12 protein-coding genes are annotated in these 12,691 nt (G+C 37.8%); 3 read left to right on the forward strand and 9 right to left on the reverse strand.

Annotation, left to right across the window (positions count from 1 at the left end):
- Window positions 1-10: 10 nt before the first annotated feature.
- Together LGQ90_RS10370 and LGQ90_RS10375 are read right to left on the reverse strand one after the other, a co-directional pair.
- A complete protein-coding gene (locus LGQ90_RS10370; protein ID WP_229340843.1) occupies window positions 11-385 on the reverse strand; it encodes a DUF3127 domain-containing protein in 375 nt (124 codons plus the stop codon).
- An 8-nt stretch (window positions 386-393) separates the two neighbouring features.
- Window positions 394-1,266, reverse strand: a complete 873-nt coding sequence (locus LGQ90_RS10375; RefSeq protein WP_229340845.1) for a flavin reductase family protein — start codon at window positions 1,264-1,266, stop codon at window positions 394-396.
- 114 nt (window positions 1,267-1,380) lie between these two features.
- On the opposite strand from LGQ90_RS10375, the gene LGQ90_RS10380 reads away from it, so the two are divergent.
- The gene (locus LGQ90_RS10380) at window positions 1,381-2,529 is read left to right on the forward strand and encodes a sensor histidine kinase (RefSeq protein WP_229340847.1); all 1,149 of its coding nucleotides are present in this window, start codon (window positions 1,381-1,383) and stop codon (window positions 2,527-2,529) included.
- Here the strand turns inward: LGQ90_RS10380 and LGQ90_RS10385 are convergent.
- The 3 genes from LGQ90_RS10385 to greA form a co-directional block, all read right to left on the reverse strand.
- A complete protein-coding gene (locus LGQ90_RS10385) occupies window positions 2,526-2,939 on the reverse strand; it encodes an acyl-CoA thioesterase (protein ID WP_229340849.1) in 414 nt (137 codons plus the stop codon). The genes LGQ90_RS10380 and LGQ90_RS10385 overlap by 4 nt on opposite strands.
- The gene (locus tag LGQ90_RS10390; RefSeq protein ID WP_229340851.1) at window positions 2,936-3,331 is read right to left on the reverse strand and encodes an HIT family protein; all 396 of its coding nucleotides are present in this window, start codon (window positions 3,329-3,331) and stop codon (window positions 2,936-2,938) included. The genes LGQ90_RS10385 and LGQ90_RS10390 overlap by 4 nt, the downstream gene beginning before the upstream one ends.
- Before the next feature lie 97 nt (window positions 3,332-3,428).
- Window positions 3,429-3,905, reverse strand: coding sequence for a transcription elongation factor GreA (greA, locus tag LGQ90_RS10395; RefSeq protein WP_229340853.1), 477 nt, complete (start codon window positions 3,903-3,905; stop codon window positions 3,429-3,431).
- Between the two features lie 257 nt (window positions 3,906-4,162).
- Between greA and LGQ90_RS10400 the strand changes: the two genes are divergently transcribed.
- Entirely contained in the window at window positions 4,163-4,591 is a 429-nt protein-coding gene (locus LGQ90_RS10400; protein WP_229340855.1) for a Rieske (2Fe-2S) protein, read from the forward strand.
- A gap of 59 nt (window positions 4,592-4,650) precedes the next feature.
- Here the strand turns inward: LGQ90_RS10400 and LGQ90_RS10405 are convergent, their stop codons facing one another.
- The gene (locus tag LGQ90_RS10405; protein WP_229340857.1) at window positions 4,651-7,032 is read right to left on the reverse strand and encodes a TonB-dependent receptor; all 2,382 of its coding nucleotides are present in this window, start codon (window positions 7,030-7,032) and stop codon (window positions 4,651-4,653) included.
- 284 nt (window positions 7,033-7,316) lie between these two features.
- Here LGQ90_RS10405 and LGQ90_RS10410 point away from each other — a divergent pair, with 284 nt between their 5' ends.
- Window positions 7,317-9,758 (forward strand): ATP-binding protein, encoded by a 2,442-nt coding sequence (locus LGQ90_RS10410; protein WP_229340859.1) that lies wholly within the window; start codon window positions 7,317-7,319, stop codon window positions 9,756-9,758.
- On the opposite strand, the gene LGQ90_RS10415 is transcribed toward LGQ90_RS10410, so the two are convergent.
- The 3 genes from LGQ90_RS10415 to arfB all read right to left on the reverse strand — a co-directional run bounded on the left by LGQ90_RS10415 (window position 9,748) and on the right by arfB (window position 12,691).
- On the reverse strand, window positions 9,748-11,100 hold the full coding sequence (locus LGQ90_RS10415; RefSeq protein ID WP_229340861.1) for a sigma-54-dependent transcriptional regulator: 1,353 nt from the start codon (window positions 11,098-11,100) through the stop codon (window positions 9,748-9,750). The two genes, LGQ90_RS10410 and LGQ90_RS10415, sit on opposite strands and share 11 nt — an antisense overlap.
- Before the next feature lie 333 nt (window positions 11,101-11,433).
- Complete coding sequence (locus tag LGQ90_RS10420; RefSeq protein ID WP_229340863.1) at window positions 11,434-11,778, reverse strand: hypothetical protein; 345 nt, start codon at window positions 11,776-11,778, stop codon at window positions 11,434-11,436.
- 511 nt (window positions 11,779-12,289) lie between these two features.
- The gene (arfB, locus tag LGQ90_RS10425; protein WP_229340865.1) at window positions 12,290-12,691 is read right to left on the reverse strand and encodes an alternative ribosome rescue aminoacyl-tRNA hydrolase ArfB; all 402 of its coding nucleotides are present in this window, start codon (window positions 12,689-12,691) and stop codon (window positions 12,290-12,292) included.

Genomic DNA, 12,691 nt, shown 5'->3' on the forward strand with positions numbered 1-12,691 from the left:
CAAATTATTTTTAGAAAGGAAGATCATCATAATCCTCTTCATTCAAATCACTAGCCGGCTCAAACTGGTCTGGTGGTGGTACATTAGAACCTCCAGACGGCTGCTGTGCCGCAAGATTTTCAATTCTCCAACCCTGGATAGAATTGAAATATTTTGTTTCTCCCTGAGGGCTTACCCACTCACGTCCTCTTAGGTTAACCCCAACTTTTACAGGCTGACCTACCTGGAACGCATCCAAAAGGCTGCATTTGTCCTGAACAAATTCTATCATGATATGTTGAGGGTACTGCTCCTCTGTGGTTACAACCATCTCTCTTTTCTGAAATCCGTTGCTACCAAATGTTTTTATGTCGCCAATAAGCTTAATTTTTCCCTGTACTTCCATTGTCTCGTTTATTTTGCTAATAATATTTTCCAGGCATCTTCCGGTTTACCTTTTTCAAGATACAACTGCGCCTGCGTATGAATTTTTACTTTATCACCACTTTTTACAAGTTCGGCTTCTTGTGTATTCGATCTAAGAAATTCTTCAATTTCAGCATTTTCAGGGAAAGCTTCCACATTCCCTAATTTCCCCAGGTCGTTCCCGGTAAGAACATTACTTTTTCTAATCTCTTCAGGCATGGCATCTACTCCAATTCCAAGAGTGGAAAGTGGTTTAGGAACTTCGAACATTCCATCTTTTGCCCTGGTATACCAGTTACCACCCATCCGGGCTACCTGGTCTATCTTATGCTGGTCTATAAACCCATCTGCATCAAGAATTTCTTCTTTTATATGCATTTTAACCACATGACAGATCACAAGGTTTCCTGCTCCACCTTCGGTGCCGGTTTCAATAACTTCCTTGATCTTGCATTCAAACTGAACCGGAGACTCGGCAACTCTGAAAGGTTTTACCAGATCAGATTTCAGCATGGTTAAACCCGCTTTTTCAAATTCATTGATTCCTTCGGCATATTCGGTGCTGGAAAGTGACATTTGTTGAACAATATCATAATTCACAATATTGATAACTACCTCATCTACTTTTTTAGCATTTTCAAACGTATGTTTTGTGGTATTATCTCTTCCCCTTCTTGCAGGTGAAAAAATCAAAACCGGCGGATTCGCGCCAAAAACATTAAAAAAACTAAAAGGGGAAAGATTAGGATTTCCGTCCTCATCAATTGTACTTGCAAAAGCAATAGGTCTTGGACCTACAGCTCCCAATAGGTATTGGTGCAATTTTCCTACACTTACATCCTTAGGTTCTATACTGAACATAGATTGATTTTTGCCAAAGATAAAGAATCGAACAGGGAATGAAAAGCAATGCATTACAATAAAAATAGTTTTAAAACGCTTATATTTATTTTGGATTAAAAGCCGGAAGCATACATGAATCTACCCGACGAACGCAGCTTTAATCGCTGGTTTATCATTATTTCCTGCCTTGTGGTCACCAGCCTGGTGCTCTGGAATACAAGTATATTTTTTCAGCGGCTTAAAGAAGACGAACGGGCTAAAATGAATATCTGGGCTAAGGCTCAGGAAGAGCTAAGCAATGCTCCTGAAGATGCAGACCTAAGCCTTATTCTGGAAATCCTGAACAATAACACCACTATTCCAATTATTCATACTGATGAAAATGGAGAAATAGCCTACACCACTAATTTAGATCCTTCCATTATTGAAGATACTGAAAAAACTCAGGAATATCTGGAAGATCTTAAAGACGAGAATGAACCTATAATTATAGATCTGGGTGAAGGTCAGGTTCAATATCTATACTATGGCAACTCTCCCGCTCTTAATAAATTGAAATATTACCCGATTGGCCTCACTCTTATAGGATTTTTATTTATTGGGGTGGTCTATTTCTTTTACACTACCACAAAATCGAGTGAGCAGAATAAGCTTTGGGCAGGGATGGCCAAAGAAACCGCACATCAAATCGGAACCCCTCTAAGTTCGCTTATTGGCTGGACCGAAATTCTGAAAACAGAAAATATAGACCCCTCTTATGTGGAAGAGATGGAAAAGGATATTGACCGTTTGAGAACCATCACAGAACGATTTTCAAAAATAGGATCTTTACCTAATTTAAAGCAGACTGATATTGTAGCCTCTACCAAGGAGAGTTACGAATATTTAAAAACCCGAAGTTCCAACCTTATACATTTTAGCATTAGAGCGCCAAGACAGCCTATCAACGTGATGCTGAATGAACAGCTTTACAGCTGGACCATTGAGAACCTGGTGAAAAACGCCATCGATGCCATGCGCGGAAAAGGAGAACTTCAAATAGAGATCAAACAGGATCTGAAACAGGCATATATTTACATTACAGATACCGGGAAAGGTATAGATAAGAATAAATACAGATCGATTTTCGAACCTGGACAAACCACAAAAAAACGGGGTTGGGGACTCGGACTTTCTTTAGCAAGAAGAATAATCGAAGAATATCACAAGGGAAAGATCAAAGTTGCCAGAAGTGAGATTGGTAAAGGAACTACATTTCAGATTAGTCTGAAAAAAGTTTAAAATTCAGAGATCTTATTTCTCATCCAGTCGGGAACAGCAAAAGTTTCTTTCTTCTTAAAATCGAAACAAACCACAACATCATCCCCTTCCGCACAAATTTCATCCTTTTCATTAAGAATAATATGCTTTAGACCGAAGCTTGTATTCCCAATAAAATCAAGTTTGGTTTTCACAATGGCATTCCCGGGATAAAATAATGCTTTTTTGAAATCACATTTGGTGGAAACCAGCATGGTGCCCTGGTTAGAAGACCTGTAAAATTCATGGATCCCGGAAGCTTCCCAAAAATTGACCCTTCCGCTTTGAAGATATCTCATATAGGAAACATTGTTCACATGCTCATACATATCGAGATCGCTCCAGTCTATTCTAATTTCCAGGCTTAATTTGAAATCAGGGAAATCGCTCACAGTTCAATATTGGAATTTATAGCTGCAGCCAGGTCCTTAAACTCCTGCTCGCTCATTTCAACATTATTGGAAAAATCCATATCCTTCATACTATTCAGGGGAATTAAATGTACATGACAGTGAGGTACCTCCAGTCCCACCACAGCCATTCCCACTCGTTTGCAGGAGATTGTTTTTTCAAGCGCGATCGAGACCCTTCTGGTAAAACGCATCAATTCCTGATACATTTCTTCTTCCAGATCCCAGATCTTATCGATCTCCTTTTTAGGGATACACAATACGTGTCCCTTAGCATTTGGCCTGACATCTAAAAAAGCTAAAAACTGACTATTTTCAGCAACTTTATAAGATGGAACTTCTCCTTTTACGATTTTTGTAAATAGTGTAGACATACTTGGGTTGGTTTTTAATAAAATTAAAGAATCCTTTTCTCAAATCCGAAATTACAGATGAAAGAAAAGGATTTAATTTTAACTGAAATGAGACGAATTATTCCCTCCAGATCTCGATCACTTCAAATTTTACGGTTCCATTTGGAACTTCTATTTCTGCAGTATCACCCACCTGTTTTCCTAAAAGCCCTTTTCCTATAGGAGAATCAACTGAAATTTTACCGGATTTAAGATCGGCTTCGCTCTGGGCAACCAGCATATAAGTCATCTCAGCACCATTAGTTTGATTCTTAATTTTCACATGAGAATGAACCAGTACTTTGGAAGTATCTAATTGCGATTCATCAATAACTCTTGCATTGGCAAAAACTTCTTCCAGTTTGGATATCTTCATCTCTAAAAGCCCCTGAGCTTCTTTTGCCGCATCATACTCGGCATTCTCACTCAAGTCTCCTTTATCTCTGGCCTCTCCAATCGCCTGAGACGCTTTTGGTCTCTCAACGTCTTTAAGATGATTAAGTTCATCTCTAAGCTTTTTCAACCCTTCCGGGGTGTAATAAGATACTTTACTCATAACTTTATCGTTTTAATATTTCGCAGTCAGGGGGGACAAACCCTCCCGAACCGGAAAAAATACCTTATAATGATTTTATTAATAATTGAATCCCTGGATGCGGGATTGCCCGGATCTATAAAGTTTTAGCTCTCCGGGTTTAAACTATTGCATCATTAACTAAAAAAATCCCATTTCTCGCGGGATTTCTTTAAACAAATGTAAGAAATTTAATCTTTCGGAACAATTATATTATTTTCGTTGCAACTAAACATTATATGAAAAAGATCTTCAGTTTAATAGTAGTATTTATAATGGTCACGGCCTGTTCCGGCTCTGATGATGAAGTGAGGAATAACCCAAATCTCCCCGATCTTAATTTCAGGTTTCAGCTTGATCTAAGTTTCCCCGAATACAATGATCTAAGTTTTCCCGGAAACTCTTTTGCTACCTATAATTATGGGGTGCGCGGGATAGTAATCTATAACATTAATAATTCTCAGTACGCAGCTTTTGAGCTAAGTGATCCTAATCATCCACCAAACAGTTGTTCTGCTATGACGGTAAATGGGGTGATCGCTACCTGTGGTTGCGAGGGCAACCAATATAACGTGATTACCGGCGAAATAGTAGAAGGGGATGGTCAATATACCATGAAGCCTTACCGTGTTCAGAGATCTGGGAACAGACTGGAAGTTTTTAATTAAAAAACCTCCCTTTCAAAACCCTACATTTTGAAAAGGAGGCAGCTAAACCCTTGAAATCTTTAGAACTTCAAGGTTAATCCCAATAAAAAGTTAGTAGTGGCTTGTGGGTAATACCCTGCTCCATCTAAAGTTTGCACTCCCGAGGGAACATCTTCATTGGGAATATCAAAAGTGTAGTAATATCCATTAGATACATTTTTCTCATTGAGAATATTATTGACCAAAGCTGTAAGCACAATCTCTCTGAAAACCCAGGGCTGATCCCAGCTATACTGAACATTAATATCGTTCACAAAATAACTGTCCAGCTTAGAGTTTTCGGCTTCTATGTTGCTCATATACTGCTCCCCTACATATTTGGAAAGCAACCTAAGCTCTAAACCGTCAACCGGCTCATAATTGATGATATTACCGGCAACGATCGCAGGAGAATAGGATATATCTGTATCCCCGTATTCTACCAGGCCTCCGTTGAATGTGGAAACAAAATCAATATTCTTATTTCGGCTCAAAGCAATATTTGGCCTTATGGTAAATTTATCTGAAAGTCTAACTGTTGCATCTACCTCCAGTCCTAATCTATAACTGTTTCCGCTATTCTGACGGATAAAAGCGCCCACGTCATCAATTCCACCGGTAAGCACCAGTTGATTTTGATAGCCCATATAATATAAATTGGTATTTACCTGAAAAGACCTGGTATTATGTCTCCATCCCAATTCAAAATCATTCAATTCTTCAGGCTCAGGATCCCCATTTTCATAATCATTCCTGCTTGGTTCCCTGTTCGCTCGCGCATATGATAAATAAAGCTGATTAAACGGATTGATCTCATAGGTTAAACCAGCTTTAGGATTGAAAAAATTGAAATTATCTTCATTATCAAACCTTGATTGATCATCAAGCAAACCCTCTGTCTCATAATTCACAGTTCTTAGCTGAAGATCGGCATAACCGGAAAGTTTCTCCGTGATCGCGAAATTAGCCTTAGCATACATATTGAAATCTGTCTTATCTGCCTGGTTAAAATAATATGGCTCATAAGGATCATTATTTCTGGCAAATCTGGTATAAACCACTTCTCCAAAATGATCTCCTTCATATTTATTCCATCCACCACCAAAGGTTACATCCCAGTTGGTATTTTGATAATTTAAACTGAAAACCGTTCCGTAGAAATGATTATCCAGCCATTTGGTTCCAACTATATCGGAAGTATTCACTTCTTCCCCTTCTGAAACAAACGAAGGCAAACCAAATTCTACAAGATCTGCATCTTCATTATATTCTTCATAATATCCTCTCCCATACGTATAATGCAGTGCGATATTTGAAGACCAGTTGCTGTTATAATCCTGGTTCCAAAGAAGCTGATAATGATCCTGTTTATAATTATCGGTTTGATTATCGTAGAACTTTGTATTGCCATTTTCATCTGTATAGATTCCGGCAGGATTAAAAGTGCGGTCATTTTCTAGCGTTTCTTTATCTATCCCGTACCAGGCCTGGTAGGTTCTTTCACTTCCACCGAAGGTAAGCGCTTTTATCAAGGTATTATCATCTACAAAAGTTCCCTGCAGAAAGTATGATTTCAAATCACTACTCGCACGATCTATATAACCATCACTTCTAATTTTTGAAGCTCTACCTGCAAAAGACCAGTGATCATTGATAAGCCCGGTACTGAATTTTACCGTATGCTTAAAAGTATTATAAGACCCTATACTATTGGCAATTTCACCCTGGGCTTCTTCCTTATAGGAATCTGTCAAAATATTAAGGCTAGCCCCAAAAGCCCCGGCGCCATTAGTAGAAGTCCCAACACCTCTTTGTAACTGAAGATTTTCTACGGAAGAAGCAAAATCTCCCAGATTTACCCAGAAAGTTCCCTGACTCTCGGCATCGTTATAGGGAATCCCGTTAATGGTTACATTAACCCTAGTTGCATCACTACCACGAACACGAATTCCGGTATATCCCACCCCCGCGCCAGCATCTGAAGTTGTAACCACATTGGGCATATAATTCATCAAAACGGGGATATCCTGCCCAAGATTACGATCTTCTATCTCTTCATTGCTTAAATTACTGTAAGTGATCGGTGATTTTTCGGTCACTCGTACTGCAGAAAGAAAAACCTCGTCCAGAGATTCCTCAGCACCTGAAAGATCCAGATTTAGAACCTGGTCTGAATTTAATACGACTCTTCTGCTTTTTTGATTTCCAAAGACAAAAACAAGGGTATAGGTTCCTTTTTCAAGATTGAGGCTGTAGTTTCCCTGCTCATCGGTAAGTGTTCCTTTTCCCGAGCTTTTAACATAGACCGAAGCCTCATTTAAAGGTATTCCATTCTCGGTGACGGTTCCTGAAATTTCGAATTCCTGCGCGTAGGTTTGTATGGAAAGTGCCAAAAGACCTACAAAAAATAATACATTTTTCATTCGTAATAAATGTTACGAATAAAAGGGGCGATTACTCTTTCAGTTTTAAGTTTATAAATAAAAAAATCCTGAGACTGCCATTTGGCAACATCAGGAGTACATACACTGCGCTTTCGCGCAATTCCCTTGGCAGCATTACCTGCCCAGGTTCATTGGGTATGATCTCAGCCCATGCGGGCACCCCTTATGAGATTATGCCGCAAATGTAATATGCTTTTTTAGAAATACAATACATTTGGAGAGAATTAGCATATTTGGCTTAATTTTAGATTAAAATCTTATTAATGTTTAGTGCAAAACGCTCCATCACCGCAAAAGTAGTTACAGGATACGTAATTGTGGCCATTCTAGCCGGTCTCGCAGTTTGGTATGTTTACAATCAGGTGATCGATTATTCTGAAATTGCACAATCAAACACAGAAAACAATCAGCAGCTTATATTGGTAAGCGAGATTAGCACTAACCTTAACGAATCTGAGAATACCAGCCGCCGACTTATTCAAACCGGGGATCAAGATGAATTAAAACTCTATAATTCTCAAATAGATACCATCAAATCCAAACTCAATAAGCTAGAACAGACTTATCAAAATATTGACCTGGAAAATGAGGCGGACAGCATCACCAAACTTCTGGATCAAAAAACCGAAAATTTAAAGGAACTGGTCGCTTTAAGGGATACTGACAGAAACACCAATTATTACTCAAAAGCCTTAAGTGAGCTTAGAAATATCGATGCCTCGTTCAAGGATTATAATTATGAGAACAGGTTTAGAAATCTTAGGCCATATCAAAAAGATGTCCTTGTAAAATGGCTTGAATATTCCCGAGAAGATAATGCAGAGCGAATAACTACCCAGCGATTGGATTCCCTGGTGAAATCTGTAAAACGAGTGCTTACAGATCTCGAATTCGCTAACAGGCAGTTCCAGAATGAAGTGATTCAAAAGGAAAATGAATTGCTGAATAATGATCTTATTTTAAACCAGCAGCTTCAAAGTCTTTTGTCTGAACTTGAATTAAAAGAAAGAGAAAATTCAGTTGAAAGAGCTGAAGTTTTTCAGAATATGCTGAATAAAACCTCCAATATTATCATTCTGGGAGGCTGTATAATCCTGCTGATCATACTTTATTTTATCATCAATATTATTGGAGATATTACCCGAAGCCAGCGTTATAGGATACAACTGGAAGAAGCCAAAGAGTTTGCAGAGTCCCTGCTAGCCAGCCGGGAGCAATTTATGGCGGCAATTACACATGATCTTAGGAGTCCGCTAACTACGGTGATGGGCTATACAGATCTTATTCAGAAAACAGATCTCAATGAAAAGCAAAAACACTATTTAACCCAGATCAAAAAGTCTTCGGAATTTATTCTAAGACTTGTAAATGATCTTTTAGATCTATCCAAGCTTGAAGCCGGGAAAATGTTAGTGGAAAAACTCTCATTCAATCCAAAAACACTTATAAAGGATACTGTAAATAATATAATTCCCGCAGTAAAGAAAAAAGAGGTGAATATTGAAATTAAGGTGTCGGAAAAAGCAAATGTTCAGATACAGAGTGACCCCTTCAGGATCAAGCAAATTTTAGCCAATCTTATCTCTAATGCCTGGAAATTTACTGAGAAAGGAAGTATCATTATCTCCGCCGAACTAAGGGAAATTTCTGCTGAAAATCATTTACTGGAAATCAGGGTCAAAGATTCAGGTATTGGGATCTCCAAAGAAATGCAAGCCAGCATTTTTGAAGAATTCTCCCAGGAAAACAGCAGTATCGAAAAACGATTTGGCGGTTCGGGGCTTGGTCTTGCCATTACTAAAAGACTTACCGAATTACTGGAAGGAGAAATAATTGTTAAAAGTGAGCAGGGTAAAGGAAGCGAATTTATATTCAGCATTCCAGTGGTAAAACTTTCGGAAACCAGGGAAGAGCCGGAAAGAGAAGAAAAAGCCGAAGTTCCTATTGACGAAAAGAATTTAATGACCTCCGGTATGAGAGCCCTGATCGTTGACGATGAACCGGGACAGTTATCGCTTACCGAAGAAGTAGCACGTTCTATGGGTTTTGAGATTGAAACCGCAGAAAATGGAAAAGAAGCCATTGAGAAATTGAAAACTATCGATTTTGATATCGTTTTGACTGACATCCAAATGCCTATTCTAGACGGATTTCAGCTTATAAAGGAAATCCGTAATAATGAGGCACATAAAGATATTCCTGTAATTGCGCTCTCAGGTAGAACCGATATCAAAAAAAGTGTTTATACCCAACTCGGCTTCAACAATAAGCTGCTCAAGCCTTATAAACCAAATGACCTAAAACAAAATATAGCCCAGATTCTTGATTTGAAATATAAAGAAACTGAAGCTGCGGAAGATGTTCCAAATGATAAATTAAAATCTGAAAATTATGATCTCAGCGATATCTATGAATTTTCCGGTCATGATGAAGAGGCTATGCAAACCATTATCCAGGCATTTTTAAAAGGAGCAGACAGCAGCATGAAGGAACTTGAAGTTGCTTATAAGGAGAAAGATATTGACAAAATGGGGAAACTGGCTCACAGAATGCTCCCTATGCTTCGACAAATGAAGGCGAATGAAGTAATAGCTGTTCTGGTTAAGATGGAAACCAGGGATGAGGTGAGCAAGCCAGAATTTGCCTATTTTCAAAGAAAAATAAATGAGTTAATGTCCAGCCTTGAGACAGATATTACAGTTTAATACCGTATTGTTTAAGTTTATTGTAAAGCGTTTTTCTGTCTATAGAAAGCATTCTTGCGGCCTTACTCTTGTTCCCTCCAGTCTTTTCCAAAGCATCCAGAATTAACTGTTCTTCATTCTTGTTTTTGAACAAGCCATAATCATTGTCATTCGTGCGTGTGGACGTGGCTATTTCATGTGGCAATACTTTAAGAGGAATAAGCTCATCCTGAGTTAAAAGCACGGCTCGCTTCACCATATTTTTAAGTTCCCTAAGGTTCCCCGGCCAGTTATAGTTTCTAAAAGCATGAATAGCCTCATCTGTAAATCCAAGAATATTCTTTTCAAGATCGGTATTTGCTTCATCTAAAAACTGGTTCGCAAACAACATTAGATCTTCCTTTCTTTCTCTTAAAGCCGGCACTTTAATGGAAAATTCGTTTAACCTGTGATAAAGATCTTCTCTAAAATCACCTTCTTTTACCGCTTCGCCAAGATCTTCATTAGTAGCCGTTACTACCCTGATATCAACTTCTATTTCATTATTGCTCCCCACAGGCTTAATTCTTCGTTCCTGCAAAGCTCTTAATAACTGTACCTGCAATTCATAGGTAAGATTCCCAATTTCATCCAGAAATAAAGTACCTCCGTTCGCGGCTTCGAAATGTCCGGTTTTGTCGTTTATGGCTCCAGTAAAGGATCCTTTTAAATGCCCGAAAAACTCACTGGAAGCGATCTCTTTTGGAATAGCACCACAGTCTACAGCAATAAACGGTGCATGATGCCTTTTGCTTTGTAAATGTATACTCTTAGCGATCTGTTCCTTTCCTGTACCGCTTTCTCCGGTTATTAGAACAGACATATTTGTTGGAGCCACTAATTCAACATAGTCACTTAACCTTCTGGATGGCTCGCTAACTCCTTTTACAAGATCCAGATTCTCAGTTAAGGGACCTGCACTCTTTTTTGGAGGTTTTGATTTTGCCACTACAGGAGTAACTTCATTGGTGTGTAATGCATTCTCAATTGTCTGGAGTATGGACTCCGGCCTGAAAGGTTTGGAAACATAATCAAATGCTCCTTCTTTCATGGCATTTACGGCCATACTTATTTCCGCATAACTGGTCATTACAATAACCTGAGTAGACGGATTTTCCAGTTTTACATTTTTCAGAATTTCCAAACCATCATTATCGGGAAGTCTTACATCAGTAAGGACAAGATCGAATTTATCTGACGATATTTTTTTGAAGGCTTCAGAAGCTGAATAAACAAGCGTCACCTTATACTCTCTTTTCTCAAGAAAGGTTTTTAACATGGTACCAAATGCTACATCGTCTTCAACGACCAAAACTTTAGACATAGATAAATTTTAAAAAGCTCAACAAAGGTAATAATCTTTAAATCATTAGGTTTTAAAAGATAGCATAAAAAAAGAGAGGTTGTATATCAACCTCTCTTTTCTGACAATTTGTGGTTATATAAATTGTCTAAACTAATTCCCATTTAACAGATTGTACATTCTCTAAAGATAAACGAGCAAAAAAGTGAAATTTATAGTGTTAGTTTTCTGGTTGTTAGTAATCAGGATAAATCCTGAAAACAATCACTTTTTTGCAAGCTTACCGGGGTAGATTTACTACTTTCTTTTCATTGATCTGTTGTCCCGGAGTTGGTCTCTCCAATAAATGGACTTTTACTCTTCCGTTTCTTCTGTATCTTCTTTTTCAAGCCATTTACCATCCTGATCGATATAAACTTTTTCAGTTTCACCTTTCACGTCCAGTTTTAGCTTATAGATTTTCTTATCCCCTTTGTTTTTTACCCAGGCTTCAGAAGCTACAGCTCCATTATAATCTGTCATCAAAGCATCTTTGACTGCTTGTGGCAATTCCATTACGTCCACAGAGGCAAATTCTTCCTGCTCCACTTCAACTTCAGTCTCTATTTCTTCTTCAATTTCCTCAACCTGAGCCTGAACATTTTGAGTAGCAAAAAACATAGCTCCCATGGTCATCATACTTAATACAAACTTTTTCATAATCGTGGTTTTATTGATCTTATTGGTTATTTGATCATTGTTTACCCTATTTATAATAGAATAATTATGCCATTATGAATAAAAATGTCTAAACACCATATAAACAGAGGGGTATTTAAAATAACAATATTTTTTTCACAAAATATTATGTAGAAAATTGAGGAATCCTCATTAGGATTTGGGGAATTTAAACCTCACTATTGCCATATTTTTTCGATAAAAAAATGTTCGCCACTTATAGAAAATAGAAAAGGCTCCGAGTGGAGCCTTTTCAATCCGAAAATCTAAATTATAAAACAGAATAAATTAGTTAGTTGATAATTTATTCCATTCCCAATACTAACCTACTTTATTCATTGTAAAAATCATACCACTCACAATAAGACTCATAAAAACCACCATTAGTATTGATAAACAGGCCTTTAATTTTTTTTAACCTTATTTGAATTAAAATAATTCCCCAGTAAATATGTGGAAACTATATCGCAATTGGGGAGAATTTCTACAGATTTTATTTTAAAGGGTCTTTTCTATTCGCCTTTATCTCCGACTTTTTCTTTTTAGCCTTCAACCTTCTTATTTTTGAAGCTTTGGTAGGTTTTGTCTTTTTTCGAGGTTTAGGTTTTTTAAGTGCTTCTTTAATTTCAAAGAGAAAATTCCCGGTTACAATATCTTTATTAGTATGCTGACTCCTAGAATCTTCACTGCTCATTTTTAAAATTCCTTCTTTGTTAATGCGTCCGGAAAGTTTTTTGTGAATTCGCTCTTTCTGCTGATCAGATAATGCTTCAGAATTTGACACATCAAAACTGAGCTCCACCTTAGTAGCCGTTTTATTTGCATGCTGGCCACCCGGACCAGAGCTTCGCACTGCTTTGTAATCCAGTTCAGTTAGAATGAGTTCTTCATTCAT

This window comes from Christiangramia sediminis (assembly GCF_020552705.1).
GTDB classification, from domain to species: domain Bacteria; phylum Bacteroidota; class Bacteroidia; order Flavobacteriales; family Flavobacteriaceae; genus Christiangramia; species Christiangramia sediminis.